We start from the raw sequence: 19,081 nt of genomic DNA, 5'->3' as shown, positions 1-19,081 counted from the left end.
TAACAGTTATGCTAAAAAAATGGTTACCTAATTGGTTAAATGGCTTAATTGTTGGCTGTGTTTTATTCGCTAATTTAATAGTATTTGGCGCATTCGTACTTATCCTAGGGTTAGTTAAATTGGTTTTTCCCATACCCGTAGTAAGTAAATTATTACACAGTGCGTACAAGGGGTGGTGTAAAGGTAACCGCTTAGGGCTATGGCTAGGCTGTAATGACATTAAAGTTAATATTAGCGGGGAGGTGAATGCCAATAGTTGGTATTTGCTAATCAGTAATCATATTAGCTGGCTTGATATTGCTGTATTAAGCTCGTTGGATGCATTGCCAGCTCCTAAGTTTTTTTAAAAGATGAGCTTAAGTATGTGCCATTTATAGGCACTGGTGCGTGGGCAATGGGTATGCCCTTTATGAAACGGGTGACCAAAGCGCAATTGGCAAAAAATCCCAATTTAAAAGGCTTAGATGTCGAGCGTACTAAGCGCAGTTGCCGTAATTTTCGTCATCACCCTACAACCATAGTGAACTTTGTAGAAGGTACGCGTTTTACAGCGCAAAAGCATAAGCATCAACAAAGTCCTTTTCAACATTTATTAAAGCCTAAGGCTGGTGGAACTGCTTTTGCCTTAGAAGTTTTAAACGAGCAATTTGACGCTATGCTTAACACTAGTTTAGTGTATAGCGGTAAGTCAGATCATGTGTGTCGTAATATTTTAAAAGGCGAACTAGAGTCTATTAATATTACCATTGAGGTGATGCCAATAAATACACAGATGATTGGCAGTTACCAAACAGATCACGCATTTAGAGCCGAGTTTCAGCAATATTTAAATAATTTATGGACAAAAAAAGATAAGCAATTAAGCGCTATTCATATTCAGCAAGCTAGTACTGAATTAACTCCCAGTAAGGAAATTGAAATACCATGACCAAAACACACCTACAGGAGCTAATTACTCCTTGGTTTGAAAAAGTCCCCGATGCTTTTTTTCTCAGTGCAATCACGGCCTCATCCATTGGCATCCTTTCTTTATTATTTGTTTACTTATTTACGCGTCGCTTAATGTTACCGGGTATTCAAAAGGTGGTGACTAAACTCTCGCCTGAGCGTATTGGTTCATTGTCACCTATGTTGACCAAGCTCAATAAACGAATTGCCTGCTTGTTATGTTGTGTACTTTTTTTAGCCACATTTGACAGTGTTTACCCCGTTAATGCAATTGCCCAAGAGATCCTTAAAACCATTGGCCAAGCATTATTAATTATTTATATAGGTTTTATTATTAGCAGTATAGTGAGTATTGCTGGCGCTATTTATAACCAACTAGACTTTGCCCGAGAAGTGCCTATTCAAGGCTTAATTCAAGTAGTGAAGCTGATCACCTTTATTGTGTGTTCAATATTAATTGTTAGTATTGTGCTTGAAAAATCGCCGACTTATATTCTTTCTGGTTTTGGTGCGATCGCCGCTGTTACTTTATTAGTATTTAAAGACACCATATTAGGTTTTGTCGCCAGCATTCAAATTGCTGCCAACCGCTTAGTGACCTATGGTGATTGGATCCAAGTAGATAACTACGGCGCCGATGGCGAAGTAATTGATTTAGGACTTAATACTGTCAAAGTGCGTAACTGGGATAACACCATAACGACTATACCCACTTATATGCTGGTGGCCGGTTCATTTAAAAATTGGCGCGGTATGCAAGAATCTGGTGGGCGACGTATTAAACGTTCTTTAAACATTGATATGAACAGCATCTTTTTAGTTGATGATGATTTTAAAGCGCAAATAGAAGCGGCAATACCACTGCAAGAATATATTCGACTAGGCACACTTCCCGATCCGGTGTCGAACTTAGGGTTATTTCGTCGCTATGCAGAGGGTTACTTAAAACAGCACAGTAAAATCAATACCTCGCTCACACTTATGGTGCGTGAACTACAACCACTTAATCATGGCCTACCGATTGAGTTTTACTGCTTTAGTGAAGACAAACGTTGGATATCGTACGAGCACTTACAAGCTGAAATTATGGATCATTTACTGGCAGTATTACCGGTATTTGGACTGCGCGCTTATCAAAGTGTCAGTGGGCAGTTAAGCCCACCAGACGGCGCTAATATGCTAAGCAAAGGCAGTATTAAAGTGCCCAATAATGCTGTCCAAGGCCAACACCAATAAACAATAATAATAGCCACCAAATAGGTGGCTTTTTCATACGTAGCCATGCAAATGCAGCAATCACTAATGCAATATGCCACACACTATTAATAGCTGAAGTCCAAATGGGCGAATACAATGCTGCAGCTAAAAAACCAACCACGGCGGCATTAAGCGCGGCAATTGAGCTGGCAAAGCGGGGCTTACTGGCTAAATTAATCCAGCTTTTCTGAAATGCCAACATCAGTAAAAACCCTGGGGTAAATATCAATAATGTAGCTATAGTTGCGCCCATTATTGGCTGCTCGGTATTTAGCTGCGCGCCTAAGTAGGTGGCTATTGTAAACATAGGCCCAGGTATAGCCTGAGCACTGGCGTAAGCCGTTAAAAATTGATCATCACTTAAGGTTGGCACACCCGCTTGAAGTACTGGCAACACAACATGCCCGCCACCAAATACCATAGCACCAGCTTGGTAAAAAGGCGCAAATAACGCAAATTGTTGCCCTATTGGAATAAAGCTAACTCCAAGCAGTAGCGCAAATAAACTAAGTGCAACCCAGTTAACTTTCCCCTGATCACTGCTAGTTTGCTGCGATAAATCACTTAATTTTAAGAGTGGCCAGATAGCGCCGACTGCGGCTGCAATAAGTAAAATAATAATTTGTGTACCTAACATCGGCAGTAGAACAAGAGCTAGGGTGCTTATAACTGCAATTAGCTTAAGGATTAGGTTGCTGCAAAAGCTTTTGGCCATACTGAGGGTCGCATCGGCAACAATCACTACAGCAAAGAGCTTCAATCCGGTGATCACAGCAAAATAAACGGCGTCAAATTGGTGAGCACTAATAGCAAGCAGTGTCATTATTAAAAAAGAAGGCAAGGTAAAACCAACAAATGCGGTGATGCCACCGAGTACACCTGCACGCTCTACGCCAATTGCAAAGCTAACCTGACTAGAGCCAGGGCCAGGCAGAGCTTGGCTGAGGCTTATTAGCTGTGAATAGCGACTGATACTTAACCAGCGCAGCGAATCAACAAAGTGGTGTTTAAAGTAACCTAAATGGGCGGCAGGGCCGCCAAAACTCATGCAGCCAAGTAAAAAAAACTGCCTAAAAATCGCAATTAACATAGTGGCCATCGCCTTTTTGATAAATCATTAAAGTGTCACAAATAAGTATGACATTTTTATGAAACGCTATCATTAGTCCGTATGAGGTAAGTAATAATACGTGTTTTACGTTACTCTTCATTTTTGGTTCATACAAATGTTTGCATAATCGCAATAATAAATTCTAAATTAATAGGAAATTACCATGATGTTAACTAAATCACTTTTAAGTGTCACTGTCGTTGCTGTATTACTTTCTGGCTGTGAAATGAATAACACAGGTAAAGGCGCCGCTATTGGTGCTGCAGCAGGGGGAATTTTAGGTAAAGCTACAGGTAACCACAAAGATAAACGTATTTTTATTGGTGCAGCTATTGGTGCGCTAGCGGGTGCAGCTGTAGGTGATTACATGGATAAACAAGAGGCTGCTTTTCGTGATGAACTAGCAGGTTCGGGAGTTGAAGTGGTACGTGAAGGTGATAACTTACGCTTAGTGATGCCATCTAATATTACGTTTGCGACTGATCAATCTTATATTTCATCGGGCTTTCATGACACTCTAAATGCGATAGCAAGTGTAATGAATAAATACGAAAAAACCTACTTAAGTGTTGAAGGTCACACCGACAGCACGGGCAAAGATAGTTACAACATGACTCTTTCAGAGCAGCGTGCACAAAGTGTAAAAAATTACCTGGTAAACCAACAAATTATGGCTGCACGAGTAAGCACGAGCGGCTTTGGTGAATCACGCCCAATTGCCACTAACGATACCGCGAATGGTCGCGCGCAAAACCGCCGCGTCGAAATTCAAATAGTGCCTAATACACAAGGTTAATAGCTAAAACTGCGCAAATGCATGGTTGGGTTTATTTAAATGGCACTTTTGTCTGCGTTAGCTGTCACAAATAGTTCTTCGATAAGGACATATTTATGGCAGCGTGGCGCACGGCAATTATTTTATCAGTATGTTTACACGGATTAGTTTTGTTTTTTGTTGCCACATTAAAAGCACCTGACATAAAACCACAGCAATCAACCCCAATTAAAGCTTATATGGTAAGTGTGCCGGCTAAAATTAAAGCAACACAACCAATCTCTCAACAACGCGCTCATAAAAACACAGAAATCAAATCTATTGAGCCTATTAATGCAACCCAAACAAAACCACTAAATATTAATTATAAAAAAACAGAGAAAACGACTAAGCCGCTAAATACCACCACGAAAAATACTCCACCTGTAATTTTAAAGCCTTATAAAAAGATCGATTTAAAAAAAGGGCTCAACAGTATTTTACAGCAACAAACTGGCCATTCTGATGCTGCAAAGAATGACCCTCAGAAAAAGCGTATTACAGTCCCAAAAGAGCATGTAGGCAAGATAAAACCACTATTAAAAATAGAGCAGCAAAATATGCAATTTACCACTTATCGACGAGGTGATAGCTGTTTTAGAAAGGTATCCGTTGGTGCTGGGGTTATGCCAAAAAATGACTTGCCCGATAGTTACATAGCTGGTGTAAAGTGCGATAAAACTAAGCTAACTGAGGCTTACGATACCGCAATGAATAAATGGCTTCATAAAAAGTAACTACTAAAGTGCAATCAACCTAGATTAAACTGTAATTCACATAGCTTTTGATACAAGGGGTTACTTGCCATTAATTGCTGATGAGTGCCTGTGGCTTTTATTTCGCCATTTTCCATTACCACAATCATATCGGCATGTTTTACCGTGGCCAGTCTATGGGCGATAATCAGCGTTGTTCTATTTTGCATTAAGTGCTCAAGTGCAGCCTGAACATGATGCTCGCTTTGCGCATCAAGCGCGCTGGTCGCCTCATCAAGTAGCAGTATTTCTGGGTCTTTTAAAATGGCGCGAGCAAGAACAATACGCTGCTTTTGCCCACCCGATAGCCTTACACCTTGCTCACCTAAGAAGCTGTTATAGCCTTGTGGTAACTGTTTTATAAATTCATCGGCATGGGCATGTTTAGCGGCCGCATAAACTTGCTCGTCACTGGCGCTTGGGTTGCCATAGCGAATGTTATGCATAACATCAGAGCTAAATAAAATCGGGTTTTGTGCCACCATCCCCATTTTGTTGCGTAAGGTGTTTAATGACAACTCTTTAATATTTATATTATGAAATTTAATTGTTCCGCTGGTAGGGTCATAAAAACGCTGTAACAGTTCAAACAAGGTGGTTTTACCGGCACCTGAAGGGCCAACAATAGCCACTGTTTTACCTGTTTCAATATTTAGGCTGATATTATTTAATGCGCTTACATCTGGGCGAGAAGGATAATTAAAACTAATACCTTCCAGTGAAATTGCACTGTTGCTGGTAGTTGTATGTAACTGATCATCTAGTGGAATTTCGGGATTTTGTATTTTACTTTCAACTGCGAGCAGTTCGAGCAATCTTGCTGCGGCTCCTGCGGCGCGTTGTAATTCACCGTAAACCTCTGCAACGGTGGCAACCGACATGGCCACCATAATGGCATAAAATACAAACGCGCCAAGTTCACCGCCCGTCATAGTGCCTGCGAGCACATCACTACCGCCTACCCAGAGCATGGCACTAATAGCGCTAAAGGTTAGAAAAATAACTGCTGCAATTAAAAATGAACGCTGTTTAATTCGGCTTTTAGCAACATTAAAGGCCTTTTCGGTTTCATTAGCAAAAGCAGATTGCTCTTGCTGTTCATGGCTATAACTCTGTACTACTTTTATGTTTTGAATGATCTCACCCGCGTAGGTGCTTATATCGGCAATCGCATCTTGACTAGAACTTGCTAGTTTGCGTACCTTTTTACCAAAAACTAACATAGGCACCAGTACTAAAGGGACGCAGGCCACGACGACCAAGGTAAGCTTTAAATTAGTTACAAGCAGCATAATTAAACCACCGACTAACATTAGCGCGCTTCGTAGCGCCATAGAAAATGATGAGCCGATAATAGATTGTAACAAGGTGGTGTCGGTGGTGAGCCGCGACATCAGCTCGCCGCTGCGATTTTCTTCAAAATAACTCGGATGCAAAGTAACAATACGATTGAATACAGCTTTTCTAATATCGTTACTGACTCGCTCGCCAATCCACGACATTAAATAAAATCGGCTGAATGTACCCACCGCCAATAAACTGATCAAACCAATTAATACCAAAACAGCTTGTTGTAACTGCGCTTGCGAGCCGGCAATAAAGCCATGATCAATCACAAACTTAACGCCTTGCCCTAGCGATAAGTTAACTCCTGCGGTGGCAAGTAACGCCACTAGAGCCCCTAGAACCACCCATTTATAAGGCTTAATAAAATTAAATATAGGGAATAAAGCGCTAAAAGCGGCTTTATCTAAAGCAGGCTTGTCTGTAGGCATAGTAGATTCTTATTGATGATTAAGGTATAGATATGGCATCAATAGATTAAAAATCAATAGTATTAAAAATCATCAACAGGGAAAATTATGACAACTAAACAGATAACGGGTGAGTTTACTGTAACATTAGCGCCTATTGACGGCTATGCACATGGCCAGCAAGGCGTTAATTTAGGTCGGATGTCGATTGATAAACAATTTACTGGCAGTTTAACGGCAACTAGCCAAGGCGAAATGCTTAGCGCCATGACTCCTACCCAAGGCAGTGCTGGTTATGTTGCAATAGAGCAAGTGATAGGCGAGCTAGAAGGCAAGAAAGGCAGTTTTGTACTGCAGCATTTTGGGCTGATGGATAAAGGCCAAGACAGCTTGATTTTAAAAGTAGTGCCCGACTCAGGCACTGATGAGCTAGCAGGACTAACTGGCAGTATGGTGATACGCATAGAGCAAGGTATTCACCATTATGATTTTGAATACAGCCTATAAAGCAGGTATTTATAATGCAAAAAGTAATCGAATTCAGAAAGTCCCGTTTTTTGGGGGGTAGATATAGTCGCACTAAATGATCGCATACAGGAATTAAGCCAAGACGGTTGGAAAGTAATAAACGCAGTGCCATTGACAGGCTTTTATGGGCAGGTGCATGGTTATGCATTACTTATTGAAAATGAAGAAATATAAGGGTTACTAATGGCGTTATCATTATGGTTGAGCTTAGCACTGGTGTGCATGATGGGGGCAATGTCGCCTGGGCCCAGTTTAGCTGTGGTATTAAAACATAGCTTAAGCGGTGGCATGAAAAATGGCATGCTGGCAGCATTAAGCCATGGTTTTGGAGTGGGCTTATATGCCGCAGCTTCACTGTTGGGATTAGGTGCATTGATGTTGCAATTTCCTACTGTGTACCAATTTTTAGTGTATTTAGGGGCAGCCTATTTAGCGTATTTAGGTTTGAAAATACTATTTTCAAAACCCAGCGACAGCGAGCTACATATTCAGCAAAGCGACGTGAGCAGTTCTAAGGCGTTACAAGATGGCTTTGCCATTGCATTTTTAAACCCTAAGCTAGCAATTTTCTTTCTGGCATTATTTTCACAATTTATTGACCCAGAGAATCTTACTCTAAGTATTGGCGTTGTTATGTGCTTAACGGTTTTCGTGATAGATACCGGCTGGTATTTATTGGTAGCCTTACTCACTGAGGTGTCTAAAAAGCGCTTTGGTTTTACTAAACAAAATATATGGTTAGATAGGCTGTTAGGTGCGGTATTTATTGCGCTGGCAATTAAAGTGGTTATTGGATTGTAACTATCAAGGTGGTTGAATTGTGTACAACTTATAATTAATGTAACTTAAAAATACTATAATTTAAAAGTAATAAAACTATGTCTAATATAACTTTAAAAAGTGCCACTTTTGATAACAAGGTAAAACAGTACTGGATGTGCTTAGCTGCAATATTTAGCCTTTTTCCAGTTGTAACTATTATACTTTTACCCGTTGTATTACTTTTAGTGTGGCTACTCGCAAGTAGAGTATTAGACGCTATGTCGGCCGATTTACTAGAGCGCAAGCTAGTGGTTAAACGCGGTATTTTATTTAAAGAAGAAAAATCGATTCCACTAGAAAAAATCACTGATGTCGGGTTGAGTCAGGGGCCGCTAATGCGCATGTTTGGCCTATACCGTTTAAGTTTTGAAACAGCAGGACAGTCGGGACATGGTGCGTTGGTATCGTTACTTGGGGTAGTTGATGCCAGTGAATTTCGTGAAGCTATTTTAACGCAAAAAGATAACCTCACTGCAGCACAACCCGTTCAAGCAAAACAAGACGAGCCACCAAGCCAAGTCGAACTGATTCGCTCATTGACCTACAGTGTAAAAAATATCGAGCAAATGTTAGTTACTTTATTGGATGAGAAAAAGTAACCAACAGCTCTCTTTGAAAATAGGTTATTTTTATTAAACCAACCTAAGGAAGTTATGAGCCTTAGATTGGTTTTCTCGTGTTTAGAGTAATTTACCCTTGTATTTCAGGCTGACCTGCTAGCATACGTAATTCTTTGCTGCGCTCGATTTGCACTTCGTAAGAGGTTGTTTTTATGCTGCTTACATAATTCCACTTAGCGCTTGCTTGTTCTTGAGTGAAGGTAACTGTTAGATAACCTCGGTCAGCCAAATTGCTATAAGCCAAGTCGTTTACAAGTAAAGCAAGAACTTGCTCCATTTGAACTGTAACTTCAGGGCCCTGTGTATTTAGTGCTAAGTATTTTTCAAGACCTGGCGAAGACACTGAAGAGGTGGCAAACTCAACTCCCGCATTTTGTGATGCGGCTATTGGATTGCTCGCATCAGTTTTTAATTGCCCAGCCCAACCATTGTGAGTATCGCCGGCTAACACCACTAAGTTTTTTTGTGCAGCAATAGCTGTACCAAGCAGTACCTCACGCTCATAGGCGTAGCCGTCCCAGGCATCTAAATTGTAAGGTGCGGTGGTATCAACACGCGCACGCTCTGCATCAGTTACTGTTGGATCACCAGCTAGAATACGGCCTTTAATTTGTGCCAGCTCAGCAAATAATGCTGATGCTTGAGCAAGCAGTACGCTAGTGTCTGCGCCATTAGCTTGGCTTACTTGCAGGCTCACTAAAAGCTGTAGTACTTCAAACGGCAGGTGCATCTTGGTCATTAACACTTGTTGGCCAAGTACTTGCCATTTTGAGTTTGAGGTTGTCATACCATCGGTGAGCCAGGTTAGCTGCTCACTACCGAGCAATGCACGTGTGGGTGAGCTAATGGCGCCTACAAAGTCACTTTGGCCCTGTGCGCTAGTTAAATCAAAATCAGCATAGTTGAGTTGTTCATCACGAGCGAGCACACGGGTATCTAGCATGTATAGCGACACTAAATTACCAAATTCAAAACGGCGATAAATACGTTCTTTATCGGCTACATTACGTATAGGCATCCATTCAAAGTAGGCTTGTAGGGCATGTAGTTTACGCGCGCTAAATTCACCTTCACCGTCATTATGGTTTTCTGCACCTTCACGCCAAGTATCATTAGTAACCTCATGGTCGTCCCATACTGTTATAAAGGCGCAGTTGCTGTGAGCTGCCTGTAAGTTGCTATCGGTACGGTAGTGGGCATAGCGTTTACGATAGTCAGTTAAGCTAATAATTTCATTGCTGTTATCTTCAGGTAGTAAGCGACCTAAGCTAGTTGCGTCTTCAGTAGCGTAGCCATTATTTCCATATTCGTATATGTAATCGCCTAAATGGAGTACCGCATCTAAGTCAGGTTGCTTTGCTATTTCACCATAAACATGAAAAAAGCCAGCAGGGTAATTAGCGCACGAGACTACTGCCAGCTTTACTTGATCAATATTGCCTGTTGGTAATGTTTTACCTGTGCCAATAGGAGAGGTTTTACCATTTGATTTAAAGCGGTAGTAATACGTTGTGTTGGGATCAAGGCCCTGTAAGTCAACTTTGAGAGTAAAGTCTGTGACTGCACTTATATAGGCTTCACCATCGTGACTAATAGAGGTGAAATTTTCATCTGTCGCAGCTTGCCATTGCACTTTAATACGGCTGGTTGCTGGATCTTTTGGTGTAACGCGAGTCCATAAAATTAAGCTATCTGCTAGTGGGTCGCCACTAGCAACGCCATGGTTAAAACTAACGTCAATAAAATTATCATCTTCATCATCAAACCGACAACCCGTTAACCCTAACGATAAGACTGCGACCCCAAATCCTGCTGCCGAGGCTTTTAAAAAGTTCTTCGTGTAAGCGTCATTGCTTTGTACCTATAAAGTATAAAAAGCAAATCGTACCACATTAAGGTTACTTTTTTGTTAAAAAAGTTAGAATGTATTCAATACTTTCGTTGCATCACAGGTGATAACTGTCACATTTCTGTAACCTACTCGAGTCAGTGCCTCAGCACTTAATGTTGCACGCGCGCCACTAGCGCAATGTAAATAAATAGGACGGGCTGCGTCTTTTTCTATTTCCATAAGTTTCATTTCAAGTAACCCGCGTGGAATGTTAATTGCGCCAGTAGCTGCTTTGGTGGCATGTTCAGCGGGTTCACGCACATCAATCAGTAAGCCTTTATTTTGCTCAAGTTCTTTCTTTGCTTGTTCGGCATCAATACGGCGCTGATTAGGAGTAATTATTTTTAGTAAATCGGGAATGGGTGTAAGCATGGTGTTTATTCCTTAAAGCCAAGTTTGCGTAATAAAGTGATCATTGGGCACCAGCTAGTAAAAGCTGATTGAATTAAGTTTACTGCGATAAAAGCTGTAAAGTAAATCCACTTAGGGTCATGATAAGTTTGTAATAAGAGCGACACAATAATCATTATGCCAGCGATTAGTCTGAGTGCATTGTTTAGTTTCATTATAGTAGGCCAGTTATTTAATTCAGTACAGCTACTATATTAGATATATCTATATTAGTAAAATCTAATATTAGACTTTTCTAACTTAACGTCTTATACTCAGGCTCTATTTTAGAATAAGAGCATAGTATGAATATTGACTTTACTGCCATGGCCGGCAATGTAGAACAAGCTGAGCAGCTATTAAAAATTTTAGCCAATAAAAATCGCTTAATGATTTTATGTTCTTTGCAAGATACAGAAATGAGCGTATCTCAGCTTAATGAAGCCGTGCCATTAGCGCAGTCTGCGTTATCTCAGCATTTAGCAGCGCTGCGTAAAGCAAATATTGTGGCTACGCGCCGCGAGAGCCAAACAATTTATTATCGTGTCATTGATGAAAATGCGGTCGTTTTGCTTGGTACCTTATATGGGTTATTTTGTAAGGGCTAAGTGCAATGAGCTTAATAGACAATGCGGTAAAAAGTAGTTTAAGTGGTCGCATTCCGATTGTTATTTTTTTGATGTCTTTGTTACTTGGAGTATTTGCACTAAATCAGACACCTCGAGAAGAAGAGCCACAAATTACTGTGCCCATGCTCGATATTTATGTATCAGCACCTAACGTTGAGGCGCCTGAAGTCGCAAGGTTAGTAACACAACCGCTCGAAAAATTACTCGCCCAGTTGGTGGGAGTGAAGCATATTTACTCAACCACACAAACTAATAGTACGGTGGTTACGCTGCGCTTTGAAGTAGGGCACAACCGCGAACAAGCTATTTTAGATACCTACGCAAAACTAAATAGTTATAAGCATACAATGGCATCGGTGATCAAAAGTTGGCAAATTCGTCCAATAGAAGTAGATGACGTGCCTATTGTGATGTTAGGCCTCTACAGTAAAGACCCGCAACTCTATGGTGATTATGAACTAACCCGTTTTGCTAACGAAATTGCTAATAGTTTACAACGCATTGAGCATACCAGTGAAGTTAAAGTAATTTCGGGGCGTACGCGTACTCTTACCATCAATTTAAATGCTAGCGCACTGGCTGCCCATCAAACCACGGTAAACGATGTCTTTTACGCATTAAATGTATCAAATCAACTCACCCAAGTGGGAAATGTGGTTGATAATCAGCAGCAAATTGCTATTCAGGCAGGTGATGTACTAAGAACACAATCAGCGGTAGAGCAATTAGTTGTTAATGTGGTTAATGGTAAAAGTGTTTACTTGATGGACATTGCAACAGTCAGCGATGGCCCTAGTGAAACTGAACATTACCAATGGTTAGCGCAATCTACTGAACGGCAGCAGTTGCCTATGGTTACTTTAAGCGTAGCCAAGCAAACAGGGACTAATGCGGTTGCTGTTGCAAATGATGTTCATACCATGATGAATGAACTTGCAAGTACCCTACTGCCACCAGAAGTTAGCTATACAGTACTCAGAGATTATGGCCAAACTGCCAATGAAAAAGTAAATAACCTCACATCAAGTTTAGTGTTTGCAGTATTTACTGTGGTGATATTTGTTGGCGTGTTTTTAGGTTGGCGTCCTGCCGTGGTGGTTGGGCTGGCGGTTCCTATTTGTTATGGCATTACACTCTCATTAGATTTTGCATTTGGTTACACCATTAACCGGGTGACCTTATTTGCGCTTATTTTATCATTAGGCTTACTGGTAGACGACCCAATCACGGGTATTGATAATATTAGTCGCTTTATAAATAACAAAGGCGATAAAAAACAGCACGTTGTTGGCGCAATGAGCGAAATTCGAAATGCTTTGCTTATGTCTACACTCACTATTATGGTGGCGTTTATTCCACTGGCGTTTATTACTGGCATGATGGGGCCATACATGGCACCTATGGCGTTTAACGTGCCCATTAGTGTCATGGTGTCTACTTTGGTAGCTTTTTTTGTCACCCCATGGTTGGCAATGAAATTGCTTAAACCAAACACCCTAGAACAACCTGAGCTTGAGCCTAAAGCGGGTTTATACCAAAGATTACTCAGTCCACTACTTGCCTCAAAAGGGCGAGCTAAATGGGTGCTATGGATAACATTAGGATTGTTTATTATCAGCGCCATGTTACCCGTGATGCGCTTGGTACCATTAAAGCTCCTGCCTTTTGACAATAAAAATGAGCTGCAAGTACTTATAGATATGCCAGAGGGTACTAATCTAGAGAGCACGGCTGCATTTACTAAGCAGGTTCAAACCCTCACATGGCAGTTAAATGAAGTCAGTGAAATAGCCGCATATGTTGGACAGCCCTCTAGTATGGATTTTAATGGCATGGTGCGTGGTTATTATCGCCGTGAAGCTGCTAATTTAGCAGAACTCAGAGTATTGCTGGTGGATAAATCAGCACGAGATCATCAATCGCATGGGGTGGTTATGCGGCTACGCGAACAACTTGCTCCTTTAGCAAAAAATGGCATTGTTATCAAAGTGGTCGAGGTACCACCTGGGCCACCGGTGTTGAGTACTTTAGTTGCTGAAGTGTATCGTGATCCCTTTGTTGATAAGCATACCCATAGGCAGGCAGCTCAAAATGTTGCTGCACGTTTACGCCAAGAGCCTCATGTTGTTGAGGTTGATACCTCTTTGGTTGCCCCAGCCCCATTACAGCGCTTTATTACGGATAAAACCAAAGCAGCGCTCAGTGCTGTTGCTACCCAAAATATTGCACAAACACTTAGTATTGCTTCGCAAGGACAACAGGTTGGTGTTTTGTACGTAAGCGATGAAACTCAGCCGGTCCCAATACAATTACAATTGCCTTATAGCGAACGTAATCAGCTTTCACAATTACTTGCGCTGCAAGTAAGAGGGGATAGGGACTTAGCTAAAACCAGTAATGAGTTAGGTATAACAAGTGCACCTAGGCCTTTAGTATCGCTTTCAGAGCTGGGAGAGTTTAAACCATTAAACGTGGCCGACACCCTAATGCGTAAAGATCAGCGTGACGTTATTTATGTGATGGCGGAACTAAATGGACGCACGCCTGCAGAGATTATTGCGGATGTAAATGCCGATTTAAACGCAAGTGATCATGGGTTTGAAAAAAGCGCGTGGTTAACACGGCACTTTTTTAATAATGGCGGAACCGCGCCATGGCAATTACCGCAAGGAACTGATGTTAACTTTAGTGGTGAAGGTGAGTGGCGTATCACCATTGATGTGTTCAGGGATATGGGCATTGCTTTTGCCTTTGCGCTCAGTGCTATATTTATTATTTTACGCATTCAAACTCAATCTGTTAGCTTGTCGCTGATTATTATGTCGGCCATTCCATTAACAGTGATTGGTATTATGCCTGGATTTTGGTTACTCAATCAATTTGGTGAACGCACCATAGCAGGGGCTCCTGAGCCGGTATTATTTACCGCTACTGCGATGATAGGCATGATTGCCTTAGCAGGTATTGTAGTACGTAATTCACTTATTTTAGTCGAATTTATTAACCAAGCACGAGCTCAGGGGATGGCAATAAAAGAGGCACTTATTGCTGCAGGCTCGGTACGAATGCGACCAGTATTATTAACCGCCGGAACTACTTTATTAGGTAACTTAGTGATCACACTTGACCCAGTATTTAGCGGATTAGCCATAGCAATTATTTTTGGCATCGTGGCGTCTACCGTGTTTTCGTTGTTTGTTGTACCGCTTGTTTATTATTTAGTGTTTACAAACCCAGAGGAAGAAGCACATGCAGGGTAAATCAAAAGTTTTAGGTGCAATCAGTGCATTGGTTGTGGTTATTGTAGCAGTGCTATACATGGCCGGTAGCTTTAGTAATAAACAACCTGCAGGGTTAAAAGAGATTTCAGTTACTCAATATCAAGGTGAGGTGGTCACTGTTGAGCTGCAAACTATTTCGCGAACAGAGCATGTACCAGGGAGTATAATTGCGAAACAAAACACCCAAATTTCGTCAAATGTAATGGCACAAGTAAAGCAATTTAAAGTGCGCGCCGGTGATAAGGTTAGTCAAGGTGACTTATTGATCACCCTAAAGCAAGATGACTTTAAAGCGATGCTGGCACAAAGTGAGGCAAATATTAATGCGGTGCAAGCCTCATTAAACCAAGCTAAAAAGCAACTTATAAGAGTAACTGAGTTACAGAGAAAAGGGCTAGTATCAATGAGTGACCTTGATGATGCTAAAGCAAAATTTGATAACTTAACTGCCAACTTAGCTGGAGCAAAACAGCAGCAAATCCAGGCGCAGGTATCACTTAACTACACGCAAATTAAAGCCCCTATATCTGGTGTTGTTGTTGAGCGTTTAGCTGAACCTGGCGATACAGCCACACCTGGTATACCGTTGTTAACGCTTTATAATCCAAAACAACTTCAACTTGCTTTTAATGTACGAGAGCAACAAGCAGTAAAGCTTAAGTTAGGCGATCGTTTAAACGTGAGTTTACCTTCGCTCAACCTAACAACAGCTGCCAATATCAGTGAAATTATACCTGTTGTTGATAACGCAGCACGTAGCTTACTGATCCGATTAGAAATTGAACCACAGCCAGGGATGATCCCTGGGTTATATGCACAATTGCATTTACCGTTTGAAAGCACCCAAGGTGTACTGATAGATCCTCGTTGGATACATGACTTTGGACAGCTTAGTATGATGTATGTCATTAACGCTGACAAAATTGAGCGTCGTTTTGTGCGCTTAGGTGAGCAGATTGATAATCAGCAACATATTATTACGGGCCTTAAAGCTGGCGATAAAATAGCAGTGGATTATCAACCAATAACTGAATAACCTGAACTCGGGATAATAATTCTCTTATCCAGAGTTGAGGTTAAATAAAAGTGGCTATTTCATCCAGCGACTTTTTATCAAGTGCATGCAGTGGCACCGTTGCATGCTCATCGGGGTAGCCTGCAATTAATAGCATGTAAGGGCGCTCGTTATCTTTGTCGCGACCACAAATATCGGTTAAAAAGCTCATTGGTTTTGGCGTGTGGGTCAAGGTTGCAAGGCCTGCTCGGTGTAGTGCCTGAATTAAAAAACCAGTGGCCAGCCCTACTGATTCATGCACATAGTAATTGGTGTTTTTGTCGTCCGTATTTACACCTCCCTTTTTTTGACTAAACACTGCAATCAACCATGGTGCGTGCTCTAAATAGGGTTTATTAGCATCGGTGCCTAATGGTTTTAATGCATCAAGCCATTCTTCGCCTGCGCGACCTTCATAAAATGAGCGTTCTAATTTCTCGGCTGCTTCACGAATTTGCTTTTTAACATCTGCGCTATTAATGGCCACAAAATGCCAAGGCTGGTGGTTTGCGCCACTAGGTGCTGTACCTGCCGCTTTTATACAGGTTTCGATTATTTCTTTTGGCACCTGGCGGTTACTAAAGCTGCGAATACTATGGCGGCGTTGGCTAGTTTGTAAAAACTCATTCGCTCGCTCGAGCATTTCCTCTGGCGGGTATTCTATAAAATCGGTTAATGGTTGGCTTTTGTGATCTTGCATGGCTGTTCGCTTCTTATTTTTAGAGTGTTTGGTTTTTATACCGATAGGCTCATTTCTACGCAAGTGTTATTAAGCTTATTCAATCATAAAAATAAACTGGCAGTAAAAAAATTTTAGCAAAAACAAATTTGAGTAGCCGTAAGATCTCAATGAAACGAGAAAGGGCCTTGCGGCCCTTAGTGTTGCAGCAAGTAACACATTTTTTATAGGTTAAAGTCTACAGCGTAGGCTACATAGGCTTTTACATCAGAGCCGTCCATGTCGTTATCTGATAGACCAAAAGTAAAACCGTCTTTAGACACCGATACACCATAATCAATGATATTGTCATCACCGATGAAATCGCCTGAGTAATGACCTATATGTAGCGTCATTTCTGTGCCATTGCTACCAACAGCGAAGCTGTAATCGGCATTTAAATACAATGAATCACCAAAATCAGTACCGTCACCATTGGCAGCAGAAGTTGCAAGTACGGCTGCACCAAATGTAAAACCTTGCACACTAATGCTACCGTAAACTTCAGAAAAATCTGCATCGGCACCTGATGCCGCATCTGGGTACGCGTAATAAATATAACCTACGTCATAACTCACGCTTTCATTGATTGCGCCGCCAAAACCTGCGTATATGTCTAGCTCGTAAGTCATTTCATCGGCCCAAGACGCATTTGACGCCCAAGTGCCCGCATAAAAGCCAGATTCATTAGCGTAATCAATACCGCCAGATACAGCTGCATCGCCCCCAGTTTGCTCTTGTCCGCGCCATAAGTAGTTAGAAGTGGCTGCTGCATTTGCTGTTACTTCAGCAAATGCAGTAGTTGATGTCATTCCTGTTAATGCCAATGCACTGATCAATATTGTTTTTTTTAGTTTTAGCATGTCTTATTTCCCATTGTATGATTTTGCACGCCAAGGCTTTTTATTATGAATGACTACAACCTTTTGTTTGGCGGCATTTTATTATGTTACTAATGGGGTATTTGCACCGTGTGTGCCAAATTAAACTTATTTGTTTATAAATTATTTTTATTATTTAAAACAATGTATTGAAAATAATATGAGGTAGATATACAAAAGTGATTATTTTAAAGGTTCACTTTGCTGGTGCAAAAAGTAGCCTAGCTGCACCATCAAAGCGCTGCTAGGCCATTTGGGTTTGCTTGTTGATTAATTAACCAAATATGGTACGCATTAGGGTAATTGTTTCGTTTACGCCACGACCTTTCTGTACTTCGCTAATAATGGAGTCACGTTTAGCACGAATATGTTCTGGGATATCATCAGCAGCAAGAGCGCGGTCCACTAAAATCTCAGCAGATTCTTTACCTCGGCGTGGCGCTTTACTGCTGCTAGAAGTGCTACGTGTAGGTTTATTAAGTAGCTTAATGTAGTTAGAGTTATCAGCAGTGTTAGTATCTGCATAGTAAAAAAAGCAAGGTATAAGCGCTTTAATATCTACTAATTGGGTTTCTAGTTCATTACCAGCGTTGGCCATTTTAAACCATGACATAGCGTGAATACTTTGTACTACATCTTGCCAATAACGCTCAAAGTCGCGGTTATTTAATTTGGTGATACCTAAAGCTGAGCAAAGTGCATCTAAGCGGCTATTGCTTATTGGTGTAAATACATCAGGGCGGCGCATTGCTAATAAGCGGGTGGCAGGTGCCAGTGTTGGTTTTTCATCACTACCATTAAATGCACTCAAGTAAGCAACTACAAATTGCTGATAATCAGTTTGGGCTACATCACCCTCAAGTGGAATGTTGCTAAGCGCGTCGTCGAAGGCACCTGGCAGGTCAGCCAGCATCTGGTGAAAACCTTTGGCGCTTTTGGTAGAGGCAAACCATTCTACATCAAAATTATAAATACTCGGATCGAGTGATGCCATATGCTTACCACTAAAAGCGAGTAAGTCTTCAGGGATCATATCTTTTAACGATTTTTCACGTAGGCCTGCAATATAAGTAGTTAAACGTAACTGCTCATCAAGTGCCACCAGTTCTTTATGTTGCTCTACAAACATACTCACTACTGGCCAAGGCGCTACCCGTAATGTTTTTAATTGTAAAAAGCTAATGGCTGAAATAAGTTGGTCATGCAGCTTTTTTAATAATGGTAATTGTGGGGTTTCGAGTAAGTCATAATTAATGCGGTCGCGGCTTGCGCTTAATAGCTCGTAACACCAACCTAAAAAGTCTTCTGGATGGTTTTCCACTTTCACAGCCATAAGGTTTAGGCTTAGTTCTGAAGATTGCTTCAGAATATTTTGATAAATTTGACTTTCTTGCTCGCCTAATGCCATTTTTGACGGTGAAATTAGCAGTTTCTTCATGCCTTGTAGACTCTCCGGTTAGATATACTTTTTAGTCGCTTTATTTTAGCTTATTTAGGCTAAATACAACAGGGGCGCGCATCATACCGAACAATTAAAGGAATGTAATCAGAAGCGTGAATCTTTAAGTTTATTAAAATGAGTTTTGAAAACCTGATTTTAAAAAGGGATGCCCTAATTGATATGTTTT

At 41.1% G+C, this 19,081-nt stretch carries 16 protein-coding genes and 3 pseudogenes; 11 read left to right on the top strand and 8 right to left on the bottom strand.

Annotation, left to right across the window (positions count from 1 at the left end; translation table 11 throughout):
• Nucleotides 1-8: 8 nt before the first annotated feature.
• Both AB8618_RS14750 and AB8618_RS14745 read left to right on the top strand, forming a co-directional pair.
• Nucleotides 9-928: pseudogene (locus tag AB8618_RS14750) on the top strand (acetyltransferase).
• The gene (locus tag AB8618_RS14745; protein ID WP_413400917.1) at nt 925-2,184 is read left to right on the top strand and encodes a mechanosensitive ion channel family protein; all 1,260 of its coding nucleotides are present in this window, start codon (nt 925-927) and stop codon (nt 2,182-2,184) included. Before AB8618_RS14750 ends, AB8618_RS14745 begins: the two are co-directional and overlap by 4 nt.
• On the opposite strand, the gene chrA is transcribed toward AB8618_RS14745, so the two are convergent.
• The gene (chrA, locus tag AB8618_RS14740; RefSeq protein WP_413400916.1) at nt 2,144-3,295 is read right to left on the bottom strand and encodes a chromate efflux transporter; all 1,152 of its coding nucleotides are present in this window, start codon (nt 3,293-3,295) and stop codon (nt 2,144-2,146) included. The two genes, AB8618_RS14745 and chrA, sit on opposite strands and share 41 nt — an antisense overlap.
• A 184-nt stretch (nt 3,296-3,479) precedes the next feature.
• On the opposite strand from chrA, the gene AB8618_RS14735 reads away from it, so the two are divergent.
• Both AB8618_RS14735 and AB8618_RS14730 read left to right on the top strand, forming a co-directional pair.
• The gene (locus AB8618_RS14735; RefSeq protein WP_010392457.1) at nt 3,480-4,112 is read left to right on the top strand and encodes an OmpA family protein; all 633 of its coding nucleotides are present in this window, start codon (nt 3,480-3,482) and stop codon (nt 4,110-4,112) included.
• 95 nt (nt 4,113-4,207) lie between these two features.
• Complete coding sequence (locus AB8618_RS14730) at nt 4,208-4,867, top strand: hypothetical protein (protein WP_409424101.1); 660 nt, start codon at nt 4,208-4,210, stop codon at nt 4,865-4,867.
• A 14-nt stretch (nt 4,868-4,881) separates the two neighbouring features.
• Here the strand turns inward: AB8618_RS14730 and AB8618_RS14725 are convergent, their stop codons facing one another.
• Nucleotides 4,882-6,660 (bottom strand): ABC transporter transmembrane domain-containing protein, encoded by a 1,779-nt coding sequence (locus AB8618_RS14725; RefSeq protein ID WP_413400915.1) that lies wholly within the window; start codon nt 6,658-6,660, stop codon nt 4,882-4,884.
• A gap of 87 nt (nt 6,661-6,747) precedes the next feature.
• On the opposite strand from AB8618_RS14725, the gene AB8618_RS14720 reads away from it, so the two are divergent.
• The 4 genes and pseudogenes from AB8618_RS14720 to AB8618_RS14705 all read left to right on the top strand — a co-directional run bounded on the left by AB8618_RS14720 (nt 6,748) and on the right by AB8618_RS14705 (nt 8,588).
• On the top strand, nt 6,748-7,146 hold the full coding sequence (locus tag AB8618_RS14720; RefSeq protein ID WP_413400914.1) for a DUF3224 domain-containing protein: 399 nt from the start codon (nt 6,748-6,750) through the stop codon (nt 7,144-7,146).
• Nucleotides 7,147-7,160: 14 nt separating this feature from the next.
• Nucleotides 7,161-7,341: pseudogene (locus AB8618_RS14715) on the top strand (hypothetical protein).
• A 9-nt stretch (nt 7,342-7,350) separates the two neighbouring features.
• Nucleotides 7,351-7,968 (top strand): LysE family translocator, encoded by a 618-nt coding sequence (locus AB8618_RS14710; RefSeq protein WP_178956720.1) that lies wholly within the window; start codon nt 7,351-7,353, stop codon nt 7,966-7,968.
• 77 nt (nt 7,969-8,045) lie between these two features.
• Nucleotides 8,046-8,588 carry a PH domain-containing protein gene (locus AB8618_RS14705; RefSeq protein WP_413400913.1) on the top strand — a complete coding sequence of 181 codons (543 nt, stop codon included), beginning with the start codon at nt 8,046-8,048 and terminating at the stop codon, nt 8,586-8,588.
• Nucleotides 8,589-8,679: 91 nt separating this feature from the next.
• Here the strand turns inward: AB8618_RS14705 and AB8618_RS14700 are convergent.
• The 3 genes and pseudogenes from AB8618_RS14700 to AB8618_RS14690 all read right to left on the bottom strand — a co-directional run.
• Nucleotides 8,680-10,446: pseudogene (locus tag AB8618_RS14700) on the bottom strand (alkaline phosphatase D family protein); the annotation flags it as partial.
• 81 nt (nt 10,447-10,527) lie between these two features.
• The gene (locus AB8618_RS14695; RefSeq protein ID WP_138608299.1) at nt 10,528-10,872 is read right to left on the bottom strand and encodes a rhodanese-like domain-containing protein; all 345 of its coding nucleotides are present in this window, start codon (nt 10,870-10,872) and stop codon (nt 10,528-10,530) included.
• 5 nt (nt 10,873-10,877) lie between these two features.
• Nucleotides 10,878-11,066: a YgaP family membrane protein gene (locus AB8618_RS14690; protein ID WP_010392474.1), complete on the bottom strand. Its 189-nt coding sequence runs from the start codon at nt 11,064-11,066 to the stop codon at nt 10,878-10,880.
• A 129-nt stretch (nt 11,067-11,195) separates the two neighbouring features.
• Here AB8618_RS14690 and AB8618_RS14685 point away from each other — a divergent pair, with 129 nt between their 5' ends.
• From AB8618_RS14685 to AB8618_RS14675, 3 genes are read left to right on the top strand one after another with little or no spacing between them, the layout of a single operon-like run.
• A complete protein-coding gene (locus AB8618_RS14685; protein ID WP_413400911.1) occupies nt 11,196-11,498 on the top strand; it encodes an ArsR/SmtB family transcription factor in 303 nt (100 codons plus the stop codon).
• A 5-nt stretch (nt 11,499-11,503) separates the two neighbouring features.
• Nucleotides 11,504-14,779 (top strand): efflux RND transporter permease subunit, encoded by a 3,276-nt coding sequence (locus AB8618_RS14680; protein WP_413400910.1) that lies wholly within the window; start codon nt 11,504-11,506, stop codon nt 14,777-14,779.
• Nucleotides 14,769-15,836: an efflux RND transporter periplasmic adaptor subunit gene (locus AB8618_RS14675; RefSeq protein WP_413400909.1), complete on the top strand. Its 1,068-nt coding sequence runs from the start codon at nt 14,769-14,771 to the stop codon at nt 15,834-15,836. The genes AB8618_RS14680 and AB8618_RS14675 overlap by 11 nt, the downstream gene beginning before the upstream one ends.
• Before the next feature lie 40 nt (nt 15,837-15,876).
• On the opposite strand, the gene AB8618_RS14670 is transcribed toward AB8618_RS14675, so the two are convergent.
• The 3 genes from AB8618_RS14670 to AB8618_RS14660 form a co-directional block, all read right to left on the bottom strand.
• Nucleotides 15,877-16,554: a nitroreductase family protein gene (locus AB8618_RS14670; protein WP_138608294.1), complete on the bottom strand. Its 678-nt coding sequence runs from the start codon at nt 16,552-16,554 to the stop codon at nt 15,877-15,879.
• Between the two features lie 203 nt (nt 16,555-16,757).
• Nucleotides 16,758-17,435, bottom strand: a complete 678-nt coding sequence (locus tag AB8618_RS14665; RefSeq protein ID WP_413400908.1) for a TorF family putative porin — start codon at nt 17,433-17,435, stop codon at nt 16,758-16,760.
• A gap of 292 nt (nt 17,436-17,727) precedes the next feature.
• On the bottom strand, nt 17,728-18,891 hold the full coding sequence (locus AB8618_RS14660) for a hypothetical protein (protein WP_418157317.1): 1,164 nt from the start codon (nt 18,889-18,891) through the stop codon (nt 17,728-17,730).
• Nucleotides 18,892-19,081: the final 190 nt, after the last annotated feature.

The sequence above is a fragment of the Pseudoalteromonas sp. RW-H-Ap-1 genome (genome assembly GCF_048318575.1).
Taxonomy (GTDB): Bacteria; Pseudomonadota; Gammaproteobacteria; order Enterobacterales; family Alteromonadaceae; genus Pseudoalteromonas.
Note: the sequence above shows the minus strand (reverse complement) of the source record. Positions and strands in the feature narration are given on the sequence as shown.

What these genes read in the sequence shown, in the direction of transcription:
- AB8618_RS14665 (WP_413400908.1), bottom strand. Translation starts at nt 17,435, where the DNA reads ATGCTAAAACTAAAAAAAACAATATTGATCAGTGCATTGGCATTAACA.
- AB8618_RS14705 (WP_413400913.1), top strand. Translation starts at nt 8,046, where the DNA reads ATGTCTAATATAACTTTAAAAAGTGCCACTTTTGATAACAAGGTAAAA.
- AB8618_RS14690 (WP_010392474.1), bottom strand. Translation starts at nt 11,066, where the DNA reads ATGAAACTAAACAATGCACTCAGACTAATCGCTGGCATAATGATTATT.
- AB8618_RS14725 (WP_413400915.1), bottom strand. Translation starts at nt 6,660, where the DNA reads ATGCCTACAGACAAGCCTGCTTTAGATAAAGCCGCTTTTAGCGCTTTA.
- chrA (WP_413400916.1), bottom strand. Translation starts at nt 3,295, where the DNA reads ATGTTAATTGCGATTTTTAGGCAGTTTTTTTTACTTGGCTGCATGAGT.
- AB8618_RS14660 (WP_418157317.1), bottom strand. Translation starts at nt 18,891, where the DNA reads ATGAAGAAACTGCTAATTTCACCGTCAAAAATGGCATTAGGCGAGCAA.
- AB8618_RS14680 (WP_413400910.1), top strand. Translation starts at nt 11,504, where the DNA reads ATGAGCTTAATAGACAATGCGGTAAAAAGTAGTTTAAGTGGTCGCATT.
- AB8618_RS14685 (WP_413400911.1), top strand. Translation starts at nt 11,196, where the DNA reads ATGAATATTGACTTTACTGCCATGGCCGGCAATGTAGAACAAGCTGAG.
- AB8618_RS14695 (WP_138608299.1), bottom strand. Translation starts at nt 10,872, where the DNA reads ATGCTTACACCCATTCCCGATTTACTAAAAATAATTACTCCTAATCAG.
- AB8618_RS14745 (WP_413400917.1), top strand. Translation starts at nt 925, where the DNA reads ATGACCAAAACACACCTACAGGAGCTAATTACTCCTTGGTTTGAAAAA.
- AB8618_RS14670 (WP_138608294.1), bottom strand. Translation starts at nt 16,554, where the DNA reads ATGCAAGATCACAAAAGCCAACCATTAACCGATTTTATAGAATACCCG.
- AB8618_RS14675 (WP_413400909.1), top strand. Translation starts at nt 14,769, where the DNA reads ATGCAGGGTAAATCAAAAGTTTTAGGTGCAATCAGTGCATTGGTTGTG.
- AB8618_RS14720 (WP_413400914.1), top strand. Translation starts at nt 6,748, where the DNA reads ATGACAACTAAACAGATAACGGGTGAGTTTACTGTAACATTAGCGCCT.
- AB8618_RS14735 (WP_010392457.1), top strand. Translation starts at nt 3,480, where the DNA reads ATGATGTTAACTAAATCACTTTTAAGTGTCACTGTCGTTGCTGTATTA.
- AB8618_RS14730 (WP_409424101.1), top strand. Translation starts at nt 4,208, where the DNA reads ATGGCAGCGTGGCGCACGGCAATTATTTTATCAGTATGTTTACACGGA.
- AB8618_RS14710 (WP_178956720.1), top strand. Translation starts at nt 7,351, where the DNA reads ATGGCGTTATCATTATGGTTGAGCTTAGCACTGGTGTGCATGATGGGG.